22 protein-coding genes and 1 pseudogene are annotated in these 22,718 nt (G+C 72.1%); 15 read left to right on the top strand and 8 right to left on the bottom strand.

Features of this window, described 5'->3' with window-relative positions:
* The first annotated feature begins 38 nt into the window (after window positions 1–38).
* Together ilvC and serA are read left to right on the top strand one after the other, a co-directional pair.
* Complete coding sequence (ilvC, locus tag ACWGSR_RS31280) at window positions 39–1,040, top strand: ketol-acid reductoisomerase (RefSeq protein WP_453571521.1); 1,002 nt, start codon at window positions 39–41, stop codon at window positions 1,038–1,040.
* A gap of 237 nt (window positions 1,041–1,277) precedes the next feature.
* Window positions 1,278–2,867: a phosphoglycerate dehydrogenase gene (gene serA, locus ACWGSR_RS31275; RefSeq protein ID WP_376234592.1), complete on the top strand. Its 1,590-nt coding sequence runs from the start codon at window positions 1,278–1,280 to the stop codon at window positions 2,865–2,867.
* 94 nt (window positions 2,868–2,961) lie between these two features.
* Here serA and ACWGSR_RS31270 read toward each other — a convergent pair whose 3' ends face one another.
* The 3 genes from ACWGSR_RS31270 to ACWGSR_RS31260 are packed head-to-tail and all read right to left on the bottom strand — an operon-like array spanning window position 2,962 to window position 4,780.
* On the bottom strand, window positions 2,962–3,252 hold the full coding sequence (locus ACWGSR_RS31270) for a DUF1266 domain-containing protein (protein WP_453571518.1): 291 nt from the start codon (window positions 3,250–3,252) through the stop codon (window positions 2,962–2,964).
* Window positions 3,213–3,647, bottom strand: coding sequence for a hypothetical protein (locus ACWGSR_RS31265; protein ID WP_453571516.1), 435 nt, complete (start codon window positions 3,645–3,647; stop codon window positions 3,213–3,215). The genes ACWGSR_RS31270 and ACWGSR_RS31265 overlap by 40 nt, the downstream gene beginning before the upstream one ends.
* A 20-nt stretch (window positions 3,648–3,667) precedes the next feature.
* Entirely contained in the window at window positions 3,668–4,780 is a 1,113-nt protein-coding gene (locus ACWGSR_RS31260; RefSeq protein ID WP_453571514.1) for a PucR family transcriptional regulator, read from the bottom strand.
* A 190-nt stretch (window positions 4,781–4,970) separates the two neighbouring features.
* On the opposite strand from ACWGSR_RS31260, the gene ACWGSR_RS31255 reads away from it, so the two are divergent.
* The 3 genes from ACWGSR_RS31255 to ACWGSR_RS31245 all read left to right on the top strand — a co-directional run bounded on the left by ACWGSR_RS31255 (window position 4,971) and on the right by ACWGSR_RS31245 (window position 8,027).
* Window positions 4,971–5,951, top strand: a complete 981-nt coding sequence (locus tag ACWGSR_RS31255; protein ID WP_453571511.1) for a proline dehydrogenase family protein — start codon at window positions 4,971–4,973, stop codon at window positions 5,949–5,951.
* Between the two features lie 34 nt (window positions 5,952–5,985).
* Window positions 5,986–7,626, top strand: a complete 1,641-nt coding sequence (gene pruA / locus ACWGSR_RS31250; protein WP_376234599.1) for an L-glutamate gamma-semialdehyde dehydrogenase — start codon at window positions 5,986–5,988, stop codon at window positions 7,624–7,626.
* Window positions 7,627–7,790: 164 nt separating this feature from the next.
* Window positions 7,791–8,027 carry a hypothetical protein gene (locus ACWGSR_RS31245; RefSeq protein WP_376234746.1) on the top strand — a complete coding sequence of 79 codons (237 nt, stop codon included), beginning with the start codon at window positions 7,791–7,793 and terminating at the stop codon, window positions 8,025–8,027.
* Here the strand turns inward: ACWGSR_RS31245 and ACWGSR_RS31240 are convergent.
* Window positions 8,017–8,904, bottom strand: a complete 888-nt coding sequence (locus ACWGSR_RS31240) for an alpha/beta fold hydrolase (RefSeq protein WP_453571508.1) — start codon at window positions 8,902–8,904, stop codon at window positions 8,017–8,019. The two genes, ACWGSR_RS31245 and ACWGSR_RS31240, sit on opposite strands and share 11 nt — an antisense overlap.
* 117 nt (window positions 8,905–9,021) lie before the next feature.
* Here ACWGSR_RS31240 and ACWGSR_RS31235 point away from each other — a divergent pair, with 117 nt between their 5' ends.
* Entirely contained in the window at window positions 9,022–9,558 is a 537-nt protein-coding gene (locus ACWGSR_RS31235; protein WP_376234752.1) for a GNAT family N-acetyltransferase, read from the top strand.
* A gap of 49 nt (window positions 9,559–9,607) precedes the next feature.
* Here ACWGSR_RS31235 and ACWGSR_RS31230 read toward each other — a convergent pair whose 3' ends face one another.
* The 3 genes from ACWGSR_RS31230 to ACWGSR_RS31220 are packed head-to-tail and all read right to left on the bottom strand — an operon-like array spanning window position 9,608 to window position 11,754.
* Window positions 9,608–10,357 (bottom strand): hypothetical protein, encoded by a 750-nt coding sequence (locus ACWGSR_RS31230; protein WP_453571505.1) that lies wholly within the window; start codon window positions 10,355–10,357, stop codon window positions 9,608–9,610.
* Complete coding sequence (locus tag ACWGSR_RS31225; RefSeq protein WP_376234757.1) at window positions 10,354–10,695, bottom strand: PadR family transcriptional regulator; 342 nt, start codon at window positions 10,693–10,695, stop codon at window positions 10,354–10,356. Before ACWGSR_RS31225 ends, ACWGSR_RS31230 begins: the two co-directional genes overlap by 4 nt.
* 54 nt (window positions 10,696–10,749) lie before the next feature.
* Window positions 10,750–11,754, bottom strand: coding sequence for a zinc-binding dehydrogenase (locus ACWGSR_RS31220; RefSeq protein WP_453571502.1), 1,005 nt, complete (start codon window positions 11,752–11,754; stop codon window positions 10,750–10,752).
* A gap of 255 nt (window positions 11,755–12,009) precedes the next feature.
* Here ACWGSR_RS31220 and ACWGSR_RS31215 point away from each other — a divergent pair, with 255 nt between their 5' ends.
* The 4 genes from ACWGSR_RS31215 (at window position 12,010) to ACWGSR_RS31200 (ending at window position 15,743) form a co-directional block, all read left to right on the top strand.
* Window positions 12,010–12,909, top strand: a complete 900-nt coding sequence (locus ACWGSR_RS31215) for a LysR family transcriptional regulator (protein ID WP_376234762.1) — start codon at window positions 12,010–12,012, stop codon at window positions 12,907–12,909.
* 214 nt (window positions 12,910–13,123) lie between these two features.
* Window positions 13,124–13,255, top strand: coding sequence for a hypothetical protein (locus ACWGSR_RS31210; RefSeq protein WP_453571499.1), 132 nt, complete (start codon window positions 13,124–13,126; stop codon window positions 13,253–13,255).
* Between the two features lie 95 nt (window positions 13,256–13,350).
* Window positions 13,351–14,391, top strand: coding sequence for a 3-isopropylmalate dehydrogenase (locus tag ACWGSR_RS31205; RefSeq protein WP_453571496.1), 1,041 nt, complete (start codon window positions 13,351–13,353; stop codon window positions 14,389–14,391).
* Window positions 14,392–14,654: 263 nt separating this feature from the next.
* On the top strand, window positions 14,655–15,743 hold the full coding sequence (locus ACWGSR_RS31200; protein WP_453571493.1) for a branched-chain amino acid aminotransferase: 1,089 nt from the start codon (window positions 14,655–14,657) through the stop codon (window positions 15,741–15,743).
* 3 nt (window positions 15,744–15,746) lie between these two features.
* On the opposite strand, the gene ACWGSR_RS31195 is transcribed toward ACWGSR_RS31200, so the two are convergent.
* Window positions 15,747–17,171 (bottom strand): cytosine permease, encoded by a 1,425-nt coding sequence (locus ACWGSR_RS31195; RefSeq protein WP_453571490.1) that lies wholly within the window; start codon window positions 17,169–17,171, stop codon window positions 15,747–15,749.
* Window positions 17,172–17,345: 174 nt separating this feature from the next.
* On the opposite strand from ACWGSR_RS31195, the pseudogene ACWGSR_RS31190 reads away from it, so the two are divergent.
* From ACWGSR_RS31190 to cimA, 5 genes and pseudogenes are all read left to right on the top strand, one after another.
* Window positions 17,346–17,604 (top strand): annotated as a pseudogene (locus ACWGSR_RS31190) (urease subunit alpha); the annotation flags it as partial.
* Window positions 17,605–17,672: 68 nt separating this feature from the next.
* A complete protein-coding gene (locus ACWGSR_RS31185; protein ID WP_376234772.1) occupies window positions 17,673–18,689 on the top strand; it encodes an agmatine deiminase family protein in 1,017 nt (338 codons plus the stop codon).
* A 125-nt stretch (window positions 18,690–18,814) separates the two neighbouring features.
* Window positions 18,815–19,360, top strand: coding sequence for a TetR/AcrR family transcriptional regulator (locus tag ACWGSR_RS31180; protein ID WP_376234801.1), 546 nt, complete (start codon window positions 18,815–18,817; stop codon window positions 19,358–19,360).
* A 75-nt stretch (window positions 19,361–19,435) separates the two neighbouring features.
* The gene (locus ACWGSR_RS31175; RefSeq protein WP_453571487.1) at window positions 19,436–20,770 is read left to right on the top strand and encodes an MFS transporter; all 1,335 of its coding nucleotides are present in this window, start codon (window positions 19,436–19,438) and stop codon (window positions 20,768–20,770) included.
* A gap of 282 nt (window positions 20,771–21,052) precedes the next feature.
* Window positions 21,053–22,669, top strand: a complete 1,617-nt coding sequence (gene cimA, locus ACWGSR_RS31170; RefSeq protein ID WP_376234777.1) for a citramalate synthase — start codon at window positions 21,053–21,055, stop codon at window positions 22,667–22,669.
* Window positions 22,670–22,718 lie beyond the last annotated feature (49 nt).

Raw genomic sequence — 22,718 nt, 5'->3', positions numbered from 1 at the left:
CGGTGGGACGCAACACCAGCACACCAAGGAGAATCCCAGTGGCCGAGCTGTTCTACGACGCCGACGCCGACCTGTCCATCATCCAGGGCCGCAAGGTCGCGGTGATCGGTTACGGCAGCCAGGGGCACGCCCACGCGCTGTCGCTCCGTGACTCGGGTGTCGACGTCCGCGTCGGTCTGCACGAGGGCTCCAAGTCCAAGGCCAAGGCCGAGGAGCAGGGCCTGCGCGTGGTCACGCCCGCCGAGGCCGCCGCCGAGGCCGACGTCATCATGATCCTCATCCCGGACCCGATCCAGGCCCAGGTCTACGAGGAGTCCATCGCCCCGAACCTGAACGACGGCGACGCCCTCTTCTTCGCGCACGGCTTCAACGTCCGCTTCGGCTTCATCAAGCCCCCGGCCGGCGTCGACGTCGCCCTGGTCGCCCCGAAGGGCCCGGGCCACCTGGTCCGCCGCCAGTACGAGGAGGGCCGCGGCGTCCCCGCGATCGCCGCCGTCGAGCAGGACGCGACCGGCAACGCCTTCGCCCTGGCGCTCTCGTACGCCAAGGCCATCGGCGGCACCCGCGCCGGCGTCATCAAGACCACCTTCACCGAGGAGACCGAGACCGACCTCTTCGGCGAGCAGGCCGTCCTCTGCGGCGGTGCCTCGGCGCTGGTCAAGGCCGGCTTCGAGACCCTGGTCGAGGCCGGCTACCAGCCGGAGATCGCCTACTTCGAGTGCCTGCACGAGCTGAAGCTCATCGTCGACCTCATGTACGAGGGCGGCCTGGAGAAGATGCGCTGGTCGGTCTCCGAGACCGCCGAGTGGGGCGACTACGTCACCGGCCCCCGCATCATCACCGACGCCACCAAGGCCGAGATGAAGAAGGTCCTCACCGACATCCAGGACGGCACCTTCGCCAAGAACTGGATGGACGAGTACCACGGCGGCCTGAAGAAGTACAACGAGTACAAGAACCAGGACGAGCAGCACCTCCTGGAGACCACCGGCAAGGAGCTGCGCAAGCTCATGAGCTGGGTGAACGACGAGGAGGCGTAAGCCCTCCGGAACGGGGCCGGACACGTCGTCCGGCCCCGTTCCACGTGGTTGGACACGCCGTCCAACCACGGAAGGGTGATCCTTCCAACGAGGCGCATGAACCGTGCCTTCGCACCACTACACTGCTCAACAACATACGCGTCAGGCCCACAGCGTCGTGCGCTTTCACGCGGCAAGCCCCCTCCACCGCCTGCGGCCGTCGGGACGGCCGTCCGCACTGGACCTGTGAGGACTCACGTGAGCTCGAAACCTGTCGTACTCATCGCTGAAGAGCTGTCGCCCGCCACCGTCGACGCGCTGGGCCCGGACTTCGAGATCCGGCACTGCAACGGCGCCGACCGCGCCGAGCTGATCCCCGCCATCGCGGACGTGGACGCGATCCTGGTCCGCTCCGCCACCAAGGTCGACGCCGAGGCCATCGCCGCCGCGCAGAAGCTGCGCGTGGTCGCCCGCGCCGGCGTCGGTCTGGACAACGTCGACGTCTCCGCCGCCACCAAGGCCGGCGTGATGGTCGTCAACGCCCCGACGTCCAACATCGTCACCGCCGCCGAGCTCGCCTGCGGCCTCCTCGTCGCCACCGCGCGCAACATCCCGCAGGCCAACACGGCGCTGAAGAACGGCGAGTGGAAGCGCTCCAAGTACACCGGCGTCGAGCTGAGCGAGAAGACCCTCGGCGTCGTCGGCCTCGGCCGCATCGGCGTCCTGGTCGCCCAGCGCATGTCCGCCTTCGGCATGAAGATCGTCGCGTACGACCCCTACGTGCAGCCGGCCCGCGCCGCCCAGATGGGGGTGAAGCTGCTGACCCTGGACGAGCTCCTGGAGGTCGCGGACTTCATCACCGTCCACCTGCCGAAGACCCCGGAGACCCTCGGTCTCATCGGCGACGAGGCGCTGCACAAGGTCAAGCCCTCCGTCCGCATCGTCAACGCCGCGCGCGGCGGGATCGTGGACGAGGAGGCGCTGTACTCGGCGCTCAAGGAGGGCCGGGTCGCCGGCGCCGGCCTCGACGTGTACGCCAAGGAGCCCTGCACGGACTCCCCGCTCTTCGAGCTCGACCAGGTCGTCTGCACCCCGCACCTCGGCGCCTCCACGGACGAGGCCCAGGAAAAGGCCGGCATCGCCGTCGCCCGCTCGGTGCGCCTGGCGCTCGCCGGCGAGCTGGTTCCGGACGCGGTCAACGTCCAGGGCGGCGTCATCGCCGAGGACGTCAAGCCCGGTCTGCCGCTCGCCGAGAAGCTCGGCCGGATCTTCACCGCCCTCGCGGGCGAGGTCGCGGCCCGGCTCGACGTCGAGGTCTACGGCGAGATCACCCAGCACGACGTGAAGGTGCTCGAACTCTCCGCTCTCAAGGGCGTGTTCGAGGACGTGGTCGACGAGACCGTGTCGTACGTCAACGCCCCGCTGTTCGCGCAGGAGCGCGGCGTCGAGGTGCGCCTGACCACCAGCTCCGAGTCGCCCGACCACCGCAACGTGGTCACCGTGCGCGGCACCCTCGGCAGCGGCGAGGAGGTCTCGGTCTCCGGCACCCTGGCCGGCCCCAAGCACCTCCAGAAGATCGTCGCCGTCGGCGAGTACGACGTGGACCTGGCGCTCGCCGACCACATGGTCGTGCTGCGCTACGAGGACCGCCCGGGCGTCGTCGGCACGGTCGGCCGGATCCTCGGCGAGGCCGGTCTGAACATCGCCGGCATGCAGGTCTCCCGCGCGGAGGAGGGCGGCGAGGCGCTCGTCGTGCTCACCGTGGACGACACCGTCCCGGCGGCGGTGCTCTCGGAGATCTCGGCGGAGATCGGCGCCACCTCGGCCCGCTCGGTCAACCTGATCTGACGCGCGGCCCCGCGCCCCGCGCCCCGCACCCGGTCGTCGGCCGCTCGTCCCGTACGAGAGCCCGGCGGCCGGGCGCCGTGCTGTCACGGGCGCTTCAGTGCCAGGGGATGTGCTTCCAGGGGCTGCCCTCGTGTTCGGTGAGGACGCGGTGGCCGGTGACGTTGTCCTCGTACCAGGAGCCGTACTCCTCCTCGTCGAACCGCAGCACCCTGCCCAGCGCGTAGCCCGCCGAGAAGTCCTCCCAGGACGTGTACGCCGCCCTGCTCAGCGCACCCGCGTGGACGATGGCCCGTTCGGCCTCGTGCGGGGTGCAGAAGCGGGCCGAGAGCCCCCAGCGGGCCACGTTCACCGCCCGGCCGTAGTCGTACGCGACCGTCCTGCGCACCCGCCCCTCCGGGGGCAGCAGGCCGTCGGCCCGGAACCGGGCCTCAGGAACTGGATGGGACTGCCCGGGTTCACCACCAGGGGCCGGGGCGCCGCGTCGTTCCAGTGGAACGTGGCGATCCACCGGAGCGAGACGCAGTGGAACACCCAGTCCGGGTGCCACGGCGGCAACATCCCGCGCGTGATCACGGTGCGGTGACCCGGCTCCGGGTACGAGCGCCAGTGGACGCGCTCCGGATCGGCGTCGACCTCCGCCTTCGGCGCCAGGACGAACAGGTCCGTGCTCGCCAGCACTTGTGCCGCGGCGTCGGTGTCGTTGCGCACCGCGGCCTCGTACAGCCGGTGCTCGACCTCTGTCGGCGGGACCCAGCCGCCGAACGCTCCCCCTGTGCTCATGATCCGATCCTAAAAAACCTCTACAGCCGGGCCGACTTCAGGGACATGTGGAGCAGCAGCCGGTCCTCGCCGTCGTCCAGGTCCAGGCCGGTGAGCTGCTCCACCCGGGACAGCCGGTAGTAGAGGGTCTGCCGGTGGATGCCCAGGGCCGCCGCCGTGCGCCCCGCCTGGCCCGCGTGGTCGAGGTACGCCTCGGCCGTGCGGGCCAGTTCCGCGTGGGCGGGGGCCAGCAGCGGCGCGACGACCGGGTCGACCTCGGGGTGGTAGAGCGCCGCCAGGAGCCGGTACGGCCCGATCCCGGCCCACTCCGCGACCGGGCCCAGCTTCGGCTGCGCCGTCGCGGCACGGGCCGCCGTGCTCGCCTCCCGCCAGGCCGCCGGGAGCTCCGCGAGGCCCCGCCGCGGCGTGGCGATCCCGGCCGGGGCGTCCCCGCGCAGCCGCTCGGCGGCCGAGCGGGCGGGGGAGGGGTCCTCGGCCGTGCGCAGCCGTACGAGGAGGGCGAGGGAGGCGGCGTCCGGGAGCGCGGCGACCGCCGCCGCGCCGGGGACGGCCCGTACCGAGGGGGTCTCGCCCTGCCACGGAGTCACGCACACGACGGCGTGCAGGCCGTCCGCGCTGGGCCCCAGGGCCGCCCGCAGCGCCGCGACGGCCATGTCGTTCTGCCAGCCGCGCCCGGCGGTCAGGGCCGCGGCGAACTCCCGCGAGAGGTCCGCGCCCGCCCGCTCCTCGTCGGCGAGGAGGCCGCCGATCCGGGCGGCCACCTCCATGGCCGCCGTGAGCTGCTCGGGCGGCGGCCCCGGCTCGGCGTCGAGCAGCCACACGTACCCGAGGACGACACCCCGATGGCGTACGGGAAGGCAGATCCGGTCCCGGAAGACGCCCGCGTCCGGGGAGGCGGGGATGCGGACCGGGCCCTCCGCCCGGGTGATGCCGAAGCCCTCGAACCAGGCGCGGACCGCCGGGGTCGACCCCCGGGTCAGGATCGACCGGGTCCGGACCGGGTCCATCGCCGTGTCGTCGTCGCTGTCGTGGGCACCGAAGGCGATCAGCCCGAAGTCGCGGTTCTCCAGCGTCGCCGGGGCCCCGAGGAGTGCGGAGATCTCGTCCACCAGGTCTTGGTAATCGCCCTTCACCGACCCATTCTCGCACCCCCTCAGACAGATGTATGAGAGGCGGGCCACGGATGCGTGACAGCTGTAGGTGGCGGACGATCGGACCGATTCGTAGGTTTCACAGTGGTTATCCGTGCTGTTCCGGTTCGTTCGCTTCGGCGGCTTCATCCGGCTACGGCCCCGTTCTACCCTTGCCCCCTGGAGGTGCCCCGTGCTGGGTCCCGTGATCCTCGCCGCGTCGCGCAGCGACAAGATGCGCCGTTTCGTGTCGGCCGCGCCCGGGACCAAGCAGGTCGTGGCACGCTTCATCGCCGGCGAGACCGTGGACGACGTCGTCCCGATCGTGCGGGAGCTGAGCGAGCGCGGCCTGGAGGTCACCCTCGACGTCGTCGGCGAGGACATCACCACCGTCGAGCAGTCGTACGCCGCCCGGGACGCCTACCTGGAGCTCATCGGCCGCCTCAAGGAGCTGGGCCTCGGCGAGCGCGCCGAGATGTCCGTGAAGCTGTCGATGTTCGGCCAGTCGCTGAGGATCGAGGGGGGCGAGCCCGAAGGGCTCTCGGCCGAGGGTGGTGGGCGACGGGAGGGCGGCCACGAGCTGGCGCTCTCCAACGTCCGGCCGGTCGTCGAGGCCGCCGCCGAGATCGGCACCACCGTCACCCTGGACGCCGAGGACCACACCACCCTCGACTCGATGTTCGCCATCCACGAGGAGCTGCGGAAGGACTTCCCGCAGACCGGCTGCGTCATCCAGGCCTACCTCTTCCGCACCGAGGACGACGCCCGCCGCCTCGCCGCGAACGGCTCCCGCGTCCGGATCGTGAAGGGCGCCTACAAGGAGCCCGCCTCCGTCGCGATCCAGGAGAAGCCGGAGATCGACAAGGCGTACGTCCGGATCATGAAGATCCTGATGGAGGGCAAGGGCTACCCGATGATCGGGTCCCACGACCCGCGCCTGATCTCCGTCGGCCAGGAGCTGGCCCGCCGCGCCGGGCGCAAGCCGGACGAGTACGAGTTCCAGATGCTGTACGGCATCCGGAGCGAGGAGCAGAACCGCCTCGCCGCCGAGGGCCACCGCATGCGCGTCTACACCGCGTACGGCACCGACTGGTACGGCTACTTCATGCGCCGCCTGGCGGAGAAGCCGGCCAACCTCCTCTTCTTCGTCCGCTCCATCCTCACCAAGGGCTGAGCCCCACCACCCCTCCGAAGGAGTATCGAGACTCATGGACGCTGTGACCCAGGTCCCCACTCCCGTCAACGAGCCGGTGCACGGCTACGCCCCCGGCTCCCCCGAGCGCGCCCGTCTGGAGCTCAAGCTCAAGGAGCTGGCCGAGAACCCGCGCGAGCTGCCGATGACCATCGGCGGCGTGAAGCGCCTGGGCGGCGGCGAGGAGTTCGAGGTCGTCCAGCCGCACAACCACCGGTCCGTCATCGGCACCTTCCGCGGCGCCACCCGGCAGGACGCCCAGGACGCGATCGACGCCGCCCTGGCCGCCGCCCCGGCCTGGCGCGCGATGTCCTTCGACGACCGCGCCGCGATCATCCTGCGCGCCGCCGAGCTGCTCGCCGGCCCGTGGCGCGAGACGCTGGCCGCGTCCACCATGCTCGGCCAGTCCAAGACCGCCCAGCAGGCCGAGATCGACACCCCGTGCGAGCTCGTCGACTTCTGGCGCTTCAACGTGGCGTACGCCCGTCAGATCCTGGCCGAGCAGCCCCCGGCCAACTCGCCGGGCGTCTGGAACCGTCTGGACCACCGCCCGCTCGAAGGCTTCGTCTACGCGATCACGCCGTTCAACTTCACGGCCATCGCGGGCAACCTGCCCACCGCCCCCGCCCTCATGGGCAACGTGGTGGTCTGGAAGCCGTCCCCGACGCAGACCCACGCCGCCGTGCTCCTCATGGAGCTCCTGGAGGAGGCCGGCCTGCCCAAGGGCGTCATCAACCTGGTGACCGGCGACGGCATCGCCGTCTCCGAGGTGGCCCTGAACCACCGCGACCTGGCCGGCATCCACTTCACCGGCTCGACCAAGACCTTCCAGCACCTGTGGAAGACGGTCGGCAACAACATCGAGAACTACCGCTCGTACCCGCGGATCGTCGGCGAGACCGGCGGCAAGGACTTCGTCGTCGCCCACCCCAGCGCCGACCGCGCCGTCCTGAAGACCGCGCTGACCCGCGGCTCCTTCGAGTACCAGGGCCAGAAGTGTTCCGCGTCCTCGCGCGCCTACGTCCCGGCCTCGATCTGGAACGACGGCTTCAAGGAGGAGTTCGCGGCCGAGGTCGACGGCATCACCATGGGTGACGTCACCGACCTGTCGCACTTCATCGGCGCCGTCATCGACGACCGCTCGTTCGCCAAGAACAAGGCGGCGATCGACCGCGCCAAGTCCGACCCGAGCTGCACGATCGTCGCGGGCGGCACCTACGACGACTCGGTCGGTTACTTCGTCCGCCCGACCGTCATCGAGTGCACCGACCCGGAGAACGAGGTCTTCACGACCGAGTACTTCGGCCCGATCCTCGCGATCCACGTGTACGACGACAGCTCTGCCGAGAAGTACGACGAGATGCTGACCCAGATGGAGTCGGTCTCGGACTACGCGCTCACCGGTTCGGTCATCGCGAACGACCGCGCCGCCGCCGCGTACACGATGGAGAAGCTCCGCTACGCCGCGGGCAACTTCTACATCAACGACAAGTCGACCGGCGCCGTCGTCGGCCAGCAGCCCTTCGGCGGCGGCCGCGCCTCCGGCACCGACGACAAGGCCGGCGCCCCGCAGAACCTGATGCGCTGGACGCTGACCCGCGCGATCAAGGAGACGCTGGTCCCGCCGACCGAGTACGGCTACCCGCACATGGGCTGACGCCCACCGGCCGCGCGAGCGGCCCCTGCCCCCGGGCAGACACCCTGCCCCCTTCGGGCAGACCCCTGACACCGCTCCCGACCCCGGTCCCCCAACCGAGGTCGGGGGCGGTTTCCATTCGAGAGGCTTACGCTGCTGGGAGGGGGTCGGTGAGGAGGCACGACATGCCCGGTTCAACGACACTCGGCCCCGGCCACGGGGTCGACGCGATCGAGCACCTCGACGCGCTGCGGATGATGTCCCTGATGAAGGAGCTGCACCGGCTGCTGACCGGGCCGGGGCCCGACCGGCTCACGGACGCGCAGGTCGCGACCCTGCTCGCGGGTGAGGGCCACCATCGGGAAGGCTTCACCGACTGGGTGGAGCGCATGGCCCGCGACCTGGAGAAGGCTACGGCCTGACGAGGACGCGCCGCGCGAGGAAGTCGTCGATCAGCGAGGCGATCGCCGGCGCGTGGGTCTCCAGGGCGAAGTGGCCGGTGGGGAGGAGGTGGACCTCGGCGTCCGGGAGGTCGCGGCGGAAGGCCTCGGCGCCCGCCGGGACGAAGACCTGGTCGCCCTCGCCCCAGACGGCGAGGAGGGGGACCCGGGAGGTGCGGAAGTACTCCTGGAAGGCCGGGTAGAGGGCGAAGTTGGAGCCGTAGTCGGCGATCAGGGCCAGCTGGATGCCGTCCTGGCCCTCGCGGGCCATCAGGGCGGCGTCGTGGTGCCAGGCGTCGGGGCTGAGGAGGTCGCGGTACTCGGCGGGGACGCCCGTCTCGTACTGCCACCGGATGCCGTCCGGGGAGCGGATGGCGCGGACCGGCTCCTCCGTCTTCGGAGTGCGCTCCTCGATCAGGGCGAGGACCGGGGCCCAGGCCTCGGCGCCGAGGCCCTCCTCGTACGCGTTGCCGTTCTGGGTGACGATCGCGGTGATCCGTCCGGGGTGGGCGAGGGCGAGCCGGAGGCCGATGGGGGCGCCGTAGTCCTGGACGTAGAGCGCGAACCGGTCCAGGCCGACGGCCTCGGTGAACTCGGCCGTGAGCGAGGCCAGTTCGGCGAAGGTGTAGGGGAAGTCGTCGGCCGAGGGCGCGGCGCTGCGGCCGAAGCCCAGGTGGTCGGGGGCGATCAGGCGGTAGCGGTCGGCGAGCAGGGGGATCAGGTCGCGGAACATGTGCGAACTGGTGGGGAAGCCGTGCAGCAGGAGGAGGGCGGGGGCGTCGGCCGGGCCCGCCTCCCGGTAGGCGATCTCGTGTCCACGGACGGTGACGGTGCGGTGGTGGGTAGGCAGTACGGACATCATCTAACCCCTTAGAGTCGAGTGAACGGTTAGGTGTCGGCACGATGATTCCAGCAGGCCGGGAGTAACCTGTCAATTCACTTTCAAGGGTTAATGCGGTGTGGGAGGGTGAGACGCATGACCGTGAGGACCGCGCCCACCCATGAACTCGGAGCCGCCCGGCTCCGCTCCGTACGCGAGATGCTCGACCTCGCCTTCGACGGGAACTTCGACGACGAGGACTGGGACCACACCCTCGGCGGCCTCCACGCCTGGATCGAGGACGGGGAGGGGATCGCCGCCCACGGCGCCGTCGTCATGCGCCGGCTGCTCCACGGGGGGCGCTCGCACCGCGTCGGGTACGTGGAAGGCGTCGCCGTCCGGGCCGACCTGCGCCGCAAGGGACTCGGCGGGGCGGTCATGGCCGAGCTGGAGCGGGTGATCGACGGGGCGTACGCCTTCGGGGCGCTCGCCGCCTCGGACGCGGGCGCCGCCCTCTACCGGGGGCGCGGCTGGCAGGTCTGGGAGGGGCGCGTCGAGGCGTTCACGCCCGACGGGATCGTCCACCTCCCGGAGGAGGAGGGGGGCGTCTTCCTGCGCCCGGCGGGCGCGGGGCCCCTGCCGGACCCCGCCGCCCCGCTCGTCTTCGACTGGCGGGACGGCGATGTGACGTAAAAGGGGTGCGGCGATGTGACGTAGCGGGGCGCAGGGGCGTGACGGTGCGTCAGGCCCCGTCGCTCCCCGCCGCCGCGCGGTCCGCGTGGACGCGGCCCTTCTCCGTCTCCTTCTTCGCCGTGTACGTCATGCCGATCGCGTAGCCGAGGCCGAGCAGCGCGATCGTGTACCCCGGCAGCCCGAGGCCGGCCAGGGCCACCGCCAGGCAGCCGAGGACGGCGAGCGCCCAGACCGCCAGCATCGCCTTGCCCCGGCGGCTGAGGAACAGCCACCCGTGCGGGCGGGCCGGCAGCGCCTCCAGGCCTCCTCCGGGGCCCGCGGTCGCCGCCTTCGGGCGCTTGAAGTAGCCGTACGTCAGCCACTCGCCGCACAGCTCCCAGCCCTCCGGTTCGAGCTCCTCCAGGACCCGGGCGCGGCGGCGGTCCGTGATCACCTCGCGGCGGTACTCCCAGGCGAGCGCGGCCCCCGGCGCACGGCGGCAGACGAACCGGCCGAGCGCGTCCAGCGACTCCACCTCCCAGCCCTGGTCCCCGTGGACGGCCAGCATCCGGCGGTCGTTGAAGAAGTCCGCGGTCCACGTCCAGTGCTCCGCCGCCCCGTCCGGCTCCCCGGGCGCCGGGGCGAGCCCGCCGAGCCGGGCCGCGAACCGCGCGGCGGGCCCGAACTCCTCCTCCGGCGCGGACCCCGTCTCCGCGAGGTGCCCGCGCAGCTCGGCGGCGGTCCGGTCGATCTGCTCCTCGGACACGCCCGCCGCGCGCAGCGCGCCCGTCAGCTCCTCGAAGTAGGCGTCGGTGGTCATGGTGCTGCTCCCCCTGCGTGCAGTTGTGTCCGTACGGCCCGGTGGAACTCCGTCCAGGCCGCGCCCTCGGCCGCCAGGTGCGTCCGGCCCGGGTCGGTGAGCCGGTAGTAGCGGCGGCCCGGCCCGCGCTCGGCGGCGCGGAACTCGGCCTCGACCAGACCGGCTTCCTCCAGGCGGTTCAGCACGGGATAGAGCGTCCCGCCCTTGATCTCGCCGAGGCCCGCCCCGGCGAGCGCCTTCGCGATCTCGTACCCGTAGCTCTCGCCGTCGGTCAGACAGGAGAGGACGAGCAGGTCGAGGACTCCCTTGAGCCAGCTGGATCTGCGGTCTGCGGCCATGTGCCCATCACACCACTACCTAGGTAGGAAAACAACCTAGGTGGGTACGCCGAGTCAGACCGTGACGAGCATCTTCCCCAGGTTCTCGCCCCGCAGCATCCCCAGGAACGCGTCCACCACGTGCTCGAAGCCCTCCGCCACCGTCACGTCCAGCGGCAGCGAACCGTCGCGCAGGCGCGGGACGGCGAGGTCGTACAGCTCCTCCAGGGCGTCCATGTGGTTCCGGACCAGGAACCCTTCGAGCCGGATGCTCTTCCCGACCAGGTCGAAGAGGTTGCGCGGGGCCGGCGGGGGAGCGGAGAGCGAGTGGTACTGGGCCACGGCGCCCACCCAGGCGATCCGGCCGTGCTCGCGCAGCGAGCCGATCGCGGCCTCCAGGTGCTCGCCGCCCACCCCGTCGAGCACCGCGTCGAGCCCGTCGGGCGCGGCCTTCGCGAGCGACTCCGCCACCGGCCCGTCGTGGTGGTCGAAGGCCGCGTCGAAGCCGACCTCCTCCGTCAGGTACGCCACCTTGCGCGCCGAACCCGCGCTGCCCACCAGACGGCCCGCGCCGAGCAGCCGGGCGAGCCGCCCCGCCGCCGTGCCCACCCCGCCGGCCGCCGCCGAGACGAACAGGTCCTCGCCCGCCCGGAGCCGCGCGATCCGGGTCAGGCCCACGTAGGCCGACAGGCCCGTACCGCCGAGCAGGCTCAGGTGCGCGGCGAGCGGGACGCCGGGACCGAGGTCCGGGACCCGGCGCACCTCGTCCGGCGCCACCACGGCATGGGTGCGCCAGCCCCTGCGGTGCAGGACGAGGTCGCCCGGGCGCAGCGACGGGTCGCGCGAGTCGAGCACCCGGCCCAGGGCGCGGCCCTCCATCGGGGAGCCCAGGGTCCACAGTTCGTCCGTGTCCATCGCCTCGCGGTGGTACGGGTCGACCGAGAGCTGGAGGTTCCCGACGAGCGCGGTGCCCGGCCCCGGGACCGGCAGCGGTTCCTCCGTGAAGGAGAACAGGCCGGGGGTCGGGAAGCCGGCGGGACGGGCGGTCTGCCGGACGGTGATCATGGTGTCGTTCGTCATGCCGCCGACCGTAGGAGGCGGCCGGCGGCCCGGGCAGGGGGTAGCGTCGATGGCTCCGGCGGATCCATGAAAGTCGCTCATGGACGCAGGTGGGGGCGGATGCGCCGGCTCCGCGACGAGGTTGCGTGCGCAGGCGCGCAGGCGCGCAGCCACGTAGGTGCGCAGCCACGTAGCCACGCAGCCACGTAGGCACGTAGCCACGTAGCCACGTAGGCACGCAGATACGCAGATACGCACGAAGGGGAGGCGCCGCGCATGAACGGGTCCGGGAGCAAGGCCGTCGATCTGGCCCCGCACGAGCTGCGCGTCCTCGTCGCCGTCGGGCGCGAGCGCGGCTTCTCGGCCGCCGCCGTCGCCCTCGGCACGACCCAGTCCGCCGTCTCGCACTCGGTGCGCGGCAGCGAACGCAAGCTGGGCGCCGTCCTCTTCGAGCGCGGCCGGACCGGCGCCACCCCGACCCCGGCCGGGGAGCGGGCCCTCGCGTACGCCCGGCGGGTGCTGCGGCTCCTGGAGGTGATGGCCGCCGAGGTGCGCGGCGCGGAGGCGGGCGCCCCGGCCGTCCCCGCCGGACCGCTGCGGATCGCGGCCTTCCGCAGCGCCGCCCTCCACCTGCTGCCCCGCGCCCTGGGGCGGCTCGCGGCGCGGCACCCGGAGGTGGTGCCCGAGGTGCGGATCGTGCGGGAGGTGGGGCGCGGCACGGCCGGCGAAGTCCTCGACGGGCGGGCCGACCTGGGGATCGCGACGCTCGGCACCACCTCGCCGGTGCCGCCGGAGCTGGTCGGCGGCGTCCTCCTGGAGGAGGGGTACGCCCTGGTGCACCCGGCCGGGCACCCGGCGCCGCGCACGCTCCCGCTGATCGACTGGACGGAGAACTGCACCTCGTACACCCGGGAGTGGTGGGCCGGGCAGGAGTGGCTGCCGCCCGCGACCGTGGAGGCCGAGGACGACGGGACGGTGCTCTCGATGGTGGGCACCGGTTTCGGGATGGCCGTGATGCCGGAGCTCTCCCTGGTCGGGGCGCCGCCCTCGGTGCGGATCACCGATCTCGGACCGGACCGCCCGACGCGTTCGGTGGGCTACGTCACCACCCCCGAACTGGCCTCTTCTCCCGCCGTGCGGGCCCTGATCCGGGAGCTGCGGGCCGTCGCGGGGTGACCCTCGGTGTCCCGCCGTCTCAGATAGTAGGAAGTCCGAGTAATTGTGGAGACAGATGCGGTGGCCTGCCCTAGCTTTGTAGGAGCCGAACGTCTCGCTCCATCAGCGAATGGCGGTCGAGAGCGCGACGCCCCGTGCAGGCAACCCCTGCGGCGGCGCTCCCCGCCCCTTCCGGCGCCTTCGATCACCACTGATCTCAAGGAGTCGATTCCCCATGGCCGCTCAGACCGCCCGCCGCGTCCGCCACTCCGCCACTCGTCCCGCCGACGAGGCCCGTCAGAACGCCGCCGCCGCCCTCCAGCGCGCCCTCGACCGCCGTGACAACGGCGGCTCCACCGGCCACTGATCCGCCCCGCCCCTCCAGGGGGCTGCCCCTTCGGACGTTCGTCCACATGGTGGACGTTACGTGTCAGACGATGGGACGACCAGTAGGGTGCCGACATGTCTCACAGCATCGATCTCGCAGTCATCCCCGGCGACGGCATCGGCCAGGAGGTCGTGGCCCAGGGCCTCAAGGTCCTCTCGGCCGTCCTTCCCCAGGACGTGAAGCTGGAGACCGAGGAGTACGACTTCGGCGCCACGCGCTACCACGCCACCGGTGAGACCCTCACCGACGCCGACCTGGACTCCCTCAAGAAGCACGACGCCATCCTGCTCGGCGCCATCGGCGACCCGTCGGTGCCCTCCGGCGTCCTGGAGCGCGGCTTCCTCCTGAAGCTCCGCTTCGCCTTCGACCACCACGTGAACCTGCGTCCCTCGAAGCTGCTCCCCGGCGTGGCGACCCCGCTCGCCGGACAGCCCGAGATCGACTTCGTCGTGGTCCGCGAGGGCACCGAGGGCCCGTACACGGGCAACGGCGGCACCATCCGCAAGGGCACCCCGCACGAGGTCGCCACCGAGGTCTCGGTCAACACCGCCTTCGGCGTCGAGCGCGTGGTCCGGGACGCCTTCGCCCGCGCCCAGGCCCGCCCGCGCAAGAAGCTCACGCTGGTCCACAAGAACAACGTGCTGACCTTCGCCGGCCACCTCTGGACGGACACCTTCCACCGGGTGGCCGCCGAGTTCCCCGAGGTCGCCACCGACTACCTGCACGTCGACGCCGCGACGATCTTCCTCGTCACCGACCCGGCCCGCTTCGACGTGATCGTCACCGACAACCTCTTCGGCGACATCATCACCGACCTCGCCGCGGCCGTCTCCGGCGGCATCGGCGTCGCCGCCTCGGGCAACATCAACCCCAGCGGCGACTTCCCGTCCATGTTCGAGCCGGTCCACGGCTCCGCGCCGGACATCGCGGGCCAGGGCAAGGCCGACCCCACGGCCACCGTCCTCTCCGTCGCCCTCCTGCTGCGCCACCTCGGGTACGAGTCCGAGGCCGTCCGGGTCGAGGAGGCCGTCGCGGCCGACCTCACCGAGCGGGGTGACGCCGTCCGCACCACGGACCAGATCGGCGACGCGCTCGCCGCGCGAGTAGCGAGCTGACCCGCGCCGACTGACACACGACATCAGCCGCCGGGTCGCACAGCGCCCGGCGGCTGTTCCACGCGCGGCCGCGGGGTGCGCACCCCGAAAGAACCCCGGACCGCGCCAGCCTGTTTCACGCACCGGTCCCCGCGCGCGATAATCGAACGCGGGGCCGCCGTATGCGGGCACCGTCGGACGTCCACTCCGTCAGGGACAAGCCGTCTCCGACAGCGGCGTACGCGCGCGGTCCTCTCCCCACGACCGGTGAAGGACACGCACTCATGACGACGCCCACGATCGAGCTCAAGCCCTCCTCCAGCCCGCTGTCCGACGCGGAGCGCGAGGCGATCCTGGCCAACCCGGGATTCGGCCGCCACTTCACCGACCACATGGTCACCATCCGGTGGACCGACGGCCGCGGCTGGCACGACGCCCAGCTCGTCCCGTACGGCCCGCTCGCGCTCGACCCGGCCACCAACGTCCTGCACTACGCGCAGGAGATCTTCGAGGGCCTGAAGGCCTACCGCCGCCCCGACGGCTCGGTCGCCAGCTTCCGTCCCGACGCCAACGCCCGCCGCTTCCAGGCCTCGGCCCGCCGTCTCGCCATGCCCGAGCTGCCGGTCGAGACCTTCGTCGAGGCCTGTGACGTCCTCGTCCAGCACGACAAGGCGTGGGTCCCGGAGCACGGCGGCGAGGCCTCGCTCTACCTGCGCCCGTTCATGATCGCGACCGAGGTCGGCCTGGGCGTCCGCCCGGCGAACGAGTACCTCTTCGTGGTCATCGCCTCCCCGGCCGGCCCGTACTTCCCCGGCGGCGTGAAGCCCGTCTCCATCTGGCTCTCGGAGAACCGCGTCCGCGCCGTCCCCGGCGGCGTCGGCGACGCCAAGACCGGCGGCAACTACGCGGCCTCCCTGCTCGCGCAGGCCGAGGCGGCGGCCAAGGGCTGCGACCAGGTCGCCTACCTCGACGCCGTCGAGCACAAGTGGGTCGAGGAGCTCGGCGGCATGAACCTGTACTTCGTGTACGGAAACAAGATCGTCACCCCCGTCCTCACCGGCTCGCTGCTCGCCGGCATCACCCGCGACTCGCTGCTCAAGCTGGCCGCCGACCTGGGACTGGAGGCCGAGGAGGGCCGCGTCTCCATCGACCAGTGGCAGGCCGACAGCGAGAACGGCACCCTGACCGAGGTCTTCGCCTGCGGCACCGCCGCCGTCATCACCCCGGTCGGCACCGTCAAGTCCGAGCGCGGCGAGTGGACCCAGTCGGGCGGGGAGCCCGGCGAGGTCACCATGAAGCTGCGCGAGGCGCTCCTCGCCGTCCAGACCGGCAAGGCCGAGGACAACCACGGCTGGATGCACGAGCTGGGCTAGCCGCTACGGCTCCACCCGCGCCGGGGTCTCCGGGGCCGTCACGGTCCCGGGGGCCCCGTTCGGCGTCAGTACGGCGTACAGCGCGCCGCCCACGATCCCCGAGAGGACGAAGCTGCAGTCGATCCCGCCCGTCAGGGCGAGCAGCGGCCCCTCGTAGAGCGGCGTCGACACCGCGGCCAGGCCGACCGCCGCGCCGATCGCCCAGGAGGCGGTGGCGCGCGGGTGCCAGCCCGCCGCGTACCAGTAGATCCCGCCGCGCGAGCGCCGGTTGTAGACCTGGAGCGCCTCCGGGTCGTAGACGCCCCCGCAGCGCGCGTGCCCGATCAGGGTGATCACCGCCCACGGGGTGCCGATCGCGGTGAGCAGCAGCACGAACGAGGTCATCGTCGTCTGCGCGTCCGAGGCGAAGTGGCCCAGGAAGACGAAGGCGGTGGCCACCGCCGCGACCACGAGGGTGGCGCGCGCCCGGGTGGTCCGGGGCAGGATCGCGTCCAGGTCGAGCCCCATGGAGTACAGCATCAGACCGGCGTTGCCGACGGTGCCGGCCGTGGCCGCGACGAGCAGCGGCACCAGGTACCAGCCGGGCGAGGCGGCGACGAGCGGGCCGGCGTAGTCGAGCGCCCCGCGGGCCGCGAGCGCCGTGTACGTGCCGAAGAGCTGCGGGACGAGCAGGCCCACGACCAGGCCCAGACAGGTCGCCCGCCACACGGTCCCGGCGTCGTACCGCTCGGGGGAGACGTACCGCGTGTAGTCGCCGAGCAGGGTGATGAAGGCGACCGGCCCGCTGAGCCCCGCCGCCACCGCCGAGAGCAGCCAGGTCGGCCAGAAGGAGCCCAGGAGGTACGGGGTGTCCGGCACCGCCGCCGTCGTGAAGTCCCCGGCGTACGCGGCCAGGCCGACGGCGAGGAGCGCGGTCATGCCGACCGCGAGCACCTTGCTCAGCCGCAGCAGCAGCCGGTAGCCGTACACCGCGGCGACCACCGTGCAGGCGGCGAGCAGCGCGTAGACGACGGCGTGGGCGGCGCCGCCCGTGGGCAGGCCGGTCAGCCGGGCGAGGGTCCCCACCACGACGTCGCCGCCGATCCAGAGGGTCAGGGCGGTGTAGCCGAGCGAGAGCAGCAGCCCCACCACCGAGCCGACGAGCCGGCCGCGGACGCCGAAGAAGGCGCCGGAGGAGGTGGAGAGGTTGGTCGCGGTGCGCAGGGAGACCAGCGCGAGCGGGGCGGTGACCGCGACGCCGACGAGGGTGCCGGTGACGACGGAGGTCACCGAGGCCCACAGGCCCAGGCCGAAGGAGACGGGGAGCCAGCCGAAGACGATCACCCCCAGGCAGAGGTTGGAGCCGAGCAGGATCGAGACGAGGTCGCGGGGGCCGCTGGTGCGTTCGGCCTCGGGGACGGTGTCGACTCCGCGCTGTTCTATCGGCATGGGGTCTCCCGGGGAGCTGAGAGGGGGCGAGGGAAGCTGGTGGACGACTTTTAGAGTGACGCTCAATGTGACCTGTGCCCGTACCTCGCGTCAATGCTTGGAACCACGCGTCTCGGCATTTAGAGTGGCGCTCAAACGGGAGGTGTTCGGGACGTGCGACTGACCCCCGCGGAACGCGATCGGCTCCGGGCCGGAGCGATGGGCCCGCAGGACGTCCCGCACGGCCTCGGCGCGACCGGGATCACCTCCTCCGGCACGCGGGGGACGGGAAGGTCCGGCGAGACCGTACGCCGGACCTTCGCCACGGCCGGGCCGGCCGTCGGCCCGGCGATCGCCCACGGCCCCGCGTACGGGGTCGTGGGCGATCCGAACACCGCCACCGGCACCTGTGGACCGGCTCGCCCCCGGAACGCGGTCCGGCGCCCACGGCGCCGCCGCGCCGACGACCGGACCGGCCTCGTCCCCCTCGACCGCCCCTACTTCCTCTAGGACCCGCTGACCATGACGTACCGCATGCCCGCCGAATGGACGCCCCACGAGCGCACCTGGATGGCCTGGCCCAGCCCCAACCCCACCTTCACCGACGACGAGGAGCTGGCCGCCGCCCGCGCCGCCTGGGCCTCGGTGGCCCGCGCCGTCCGCCGCTTCGAGCCGGTGACGATGGTCGTCGCCCCCGGCGACGCGGAGGGCGCCCGCGCGCTCCTCGGCGAGGACGTCGAGCTGGTCGAGCGCGACCTCGACGACGCCTGGATGCGGGACATCGGCCCGACCTTCGTCACGAACGGCACCGAACTGGCCGCCGTGGACTGGGTGTTCAACGGCTGGGGCGCCCAGGACTGGGCCCGCTGGGAGCACGACTCCAAGATCGCCCGCCACGTCGCGGACACGGCCGGCGTCCCCGTGCTCTCCTCCCCGCTCGTCAACGAGGGCGGCGCGATCCACGTCGACGGCGAGGGCACCGTCCTCCTCACCGACACCGTCCAGCTCGGCTCCGGCCGCAACCCGGAGTGGACCCGCGAGCAGGTCGAGACCGAGATCCACGCCAGGCTCGGGACCACGAAGGCGATCTGGCTCCCGCACGGCCTCACCGCCGACTACGGGATGTACGGCACCCAGGGCCACGTCGACATCGTCGCCGCCTTCGCCCGCCCCGGCACGGTCCTCGTCCACAGCCAGCAGGACCCGGCCCACCCCGACTACGAGCGCTCCCGGATGCACGCGGGCATCCTGCGCGCCGCCACCGACGCCCAGGGCCGCCCCCTGGAGGTCATCGAGGTCCCGGCCCCCACCGTCCTCAAGGACGAGGAGGGCGACTGGGTCGACTACTCGTACATCAACCACTACCTCTGCGACGGCGCCGTGATCCTCTGCGCCTTCGACGACCCCCACGACGAACTCGCCGCCGAGATCTTCCGCCGCCTCTTCCCCGACCGCGAGGTCGTCCTGGTCGACGCGCGCACGATCTTCGCGGCCGGCGGCGGCATCCACTGCATCACCCAGCAGCAGCCGAAGGTCTGACGGCCGGACCTCCCGGACCCGTCATCGGGTAGAACGTACGAGTGAGTCAGAGCAGCAGCCCCCCGTCCCACCCCCGTCGCCGCAACCAGGCCGCACCGCCCCGCGAGGAGGTGCTCGCCGCCGCCATGGGGACCATCGCCGAGCGCGGGCTCGACGGGCTCACCATGGCCGGGCTCGGGCGGCAGGTCGGGATGAGCAGCGGGCACCTGCTGTACTACTTCCGCACCAAGGACGAACTGCTGCTCCAGACCCTGGAGTGGAGCGAGGGACGGCTCGGGGCCCGGCGCGGCGCCCTGCTCTCCCGGCCCGGCAGCGCCCGCGAACGGCTCGACGGATACGTGGACGTGTACGTGCCCGAAGGGCCGCGCGACCCGCACTGGACGCTCTGGCTGGAGGTCTGGAACCGCTCGCAGAACGCCGACGACGACGCCCGCGCGCGCCAGGCCGCCATCGAGGGGGCCTGGCACCGGGACCTGGTCGCGATCCTGGCCGAAGGGGTCTCGCGCGGCGAGTTCCGGCCGGTCGACCCGGACCGCTTCGCCACCCGGACGCGCGCCCTGCTCGACGGCTTCAGCGTGCACGTCGCCGTCGGCATTCCGGGCACGGGCAGGGGCCAAGTCCTCGAACACGTACGGGAGTTCGTCGAGCAGGAGCTGATCGCGCGACCGTAACGCACGCAAGTACACAGGATCGTTGCCCGCTGCACCCTTGTTGGCCGGGCCGGTGCTCCGGCACGGTTCCTGCCCATGGGACGAGAGCACTGGAAGAAGATCTGGGTCGGCTCCGCCGGCAACATGGTCGAGTGGTTCGACTGGTTCGTGTACGCGAGCTTCGCCACCTACTTCGCGGGGGCGTTCTTCCCCGAGGGCAACGACACCGCCAAACTCATGAACACCGCCGGCATCTTCGCCGTCGGCTTCTTCATGCGCCCGGTCGGCGGCTGGCTCCTCGGCCGCGTCGGCGACCGCAAGGGCCGCAAGGCGGCGCTCACCCTCACCGTCACCCTGATGTCCGCCTCCGCCGTCCTGATCGCCGTCGCCCCCACCTACGCCGTCGCCGGATACGGCGGCGCCGCCGTCCTCCTGGTCGCCCGCCTCCTCCAGGGCCTCTCCGTCGGCGGCGAGTACGCGGCCAGCGCCACCTACCTCACCGAGGCCTCCGCACCCGAGCACCGGGGCTTCGCCTCCAGCTTCCAGTACGTGTCGATGACCGCCGGCCAGGTCCTCGGCCTCGGCCTGCTCCTGGTCCTCCAGCAGACCCTGTCCGACGCGGCCCTGCACTCCTGGGGCTGGCGCGTCCCCTTCGTCGTCGGCGCCCTCGGCGCGGCCGTCGTCTTCTACCTGCGCCGCACCATGCTGGAGACCGAGGTCTACGAGGAGTCCGCGGGCGACGGCGTCGAGCAGGGACAGCAGGGCACCCTCAAGGCCCTCTGGGCGCACCGCCGCGAGGCCTTCCTCGTCGTCGCGCTCACCATGGGCGGGACCGTGGCGTACTACACGTACACCACCTACCTCACCAAGTACCTCTCCAACTCCGCCGGGCTCCCCAAGCAGACCGCCACCCTGGTCTCCTTCTGCGCCCTGATCGTCTTCGCCTGCCTCCAGCCGCTCGCCGGACGGCTCTCCGACCGGATCGGGCGCCGCCCCCTGCTCATCACCTTCGCGGTCGGCTCCACCCTCCTCACCGTGCCGATCATGGCGATGCTCAAGCACGCGGGCTCCTTCTGGCCGGCCCTCGGCCTCTCCCTCCTCGCGCTCCTCGTCGTCACCGGCTACACCTCCATCAACGCCTGCGTGAAGGCCGAGCTCTTCCCGACCGGCGTCCGCGCCCTCGGCGTCGCCCTGCCGTACGCCGTCGCCAACGCCCTCTTCGGCGGCACCGCCGAGTACGTGGCCCTCTGGTTCAAGGACGCGGGCATCGAGTCGGGCTTCTCCTGGTACGTCGCCGGCTGCGCGGCCGTCTCCCTGGTCGTCTACCTCACGATGCGCGAGACCCGCGACATCGACCTCGGCCGGGTGGGGAAGGGCGCCGGCGCGGAGACCGGCGCCGGACGGAAACCGGACAGCCTGCCCGTATCGTGAGACCCCCGCCCCACGGGGCGGTCACCTGTGCCAGACTTCCGGCGTGCCTGCTACCACGATGATTATCGGCAGCGGCGCGCCGGTCCGCAGTGACCGCTGAGACGTGGAACGACCCCCACGCAGGCGGACACCGTGCCCCAGACCCGCGCGCAGACCTCTCGCACCCGCGAGGGGTTTTTTCGTTTTCCGGCCTCACCCACGCCGGAGACGGACGCGGCGCGAGAATGGGGGCAAGTGGAGCCAGACCTTCCGGAGCCACATCCGACAGGAGCCATGACAGCCATGACCACGGAGAACGCCGAGGCCTCACCCCTCGACGACAGTTTCCACGTCTTCGACACGACGCTGCGCGACGGGGCGCAGCGCGAGGGCATCAACCTCACCGTCGCGGACAAGCTGACCATCGCCCGGCACCTCGACGACTTCGGCGTCGGCTTCATCGAGGGCGGCTGGCCCGGCGCCAACCCCCGCGACACGGAGTTCTTCGCCCGCGCCCGCCAGGAGATCGCGTTCAAGAACGCGCGGCTCGTCGCCTTCGGCGCCACCCGCAGGGCCGGCGGCACCGCCGCCGAGGACCCGCAGGTCAAGGCCCTCCTCGACTCCGGCGCCCCGGTCGTCACCCTGGTCGCCAAGTCGCACGACCGGCACGTCGAACTGGCCCTGCGCACCACCCTCGAAGAGAACCTGGAGATGGTCCGCGACACCGTCTCCCACCTGCGCGAGCAGGGCCGTCGCGTCTTCGTCGACTGCGAGCACTTCTTCGACGGCTACAAGGCCAACCCGGACTACGCCAAGGCCGTCGTCCGCGCCGCCCACGAGGCCGGCGCCGACGTCGTCGTCCTCTGCGACACCAACGGCGGCATGCTCCCCGCCCAGATCCAGGCCGTCGTCGCCACCGTCATCGCCGACACCGGCGCCCGGCTCGGCATCCACGCCCAGGACGACACCGGCTGCGCCGTCGCCAACACCCTCGCCGCCGTCGACGCGGGCGCCACCCACGTCCAGTGCACCGCCAACGGCTACGGCGAGCGGGTCGGCAACGCCAACCTCTTCCCCGTCGTCGCGGCCCTGGAGCTCAAGTACGACCAGCGGGTGCTGCCCGAGGGCGCCCTCGCCGAGATGACCCGGATCTCGCACGCCATCGCCGAGGTCGTCAACCTCACGCCCTCCACCCACCAGCCGTACGTGGGCGTCTCCGCCTTCGCCCACAAGGCCGGACTGCACGCCTCCGCGATCAAGGTCGACCCCGACCTCTACCAGCACATCGACCCCGAGCGGGTCGGCAACACCATGCGGATGCTGGTCTCCGACATGGCCGGCCGCGCCTCCATCGAGCTCAAGGGCAAGGAGCTCGGCGTCGACCTGGGCGGCGACCGGGCACTGGTCTCCCGGGTCGTCGAGCGGGTCAAGGAGCGCGAGCTCCGGGGCTACACGTACGAGGCCGCCGACGCCTCCTTCGAGCTGCTCCTGCGCGAGGAGGCCGAGGGCCGGGCCCGCCGCTACTTCCGCACGGAGTCCTGGCGGGCGATCGTCGAGGACCGCCCCGACGGCACCCACGCCAACGAGGCCACCGTCAAGCTCTGGGCCAAGGGCGAGCGGATCGTCGCCACCGCCGAGGGCAACGGCCCGGTCAACGCCCTCGACCGGGCGATCCGGGTCGGCCTGGAGCGGATCTACCCGCAGCTCGCCAAGTTCGAGCTGACCGACTACAAGGTCCGCATCCTGGAGGGCCGCCACGGCACCGAGTCCACCACCCGGGTCCTGGTCACCACCAGCGACGGCCACGGCGAGTGGTCCACGGTCGGCGTCGGCGAGAACGTCATCGCCGCCTCCTGGCAGGCCCTGGAGGACGCCTTCACCTACGGCCTGCTGCGGGCGGGAGTCGACCCCGCCGAATAGTCGCCTTTGGTCTTTTATGTTCTGTTCGACGCCGTTCGGGTAGCGTCGA

The sequence above is a fragment of the Streptomyces sp. NPDC055632 genome (genome assembly GCF_053618675.1).
This window is presented reverse-complemented; position numbering and strand designations above follow the sequence as displayed.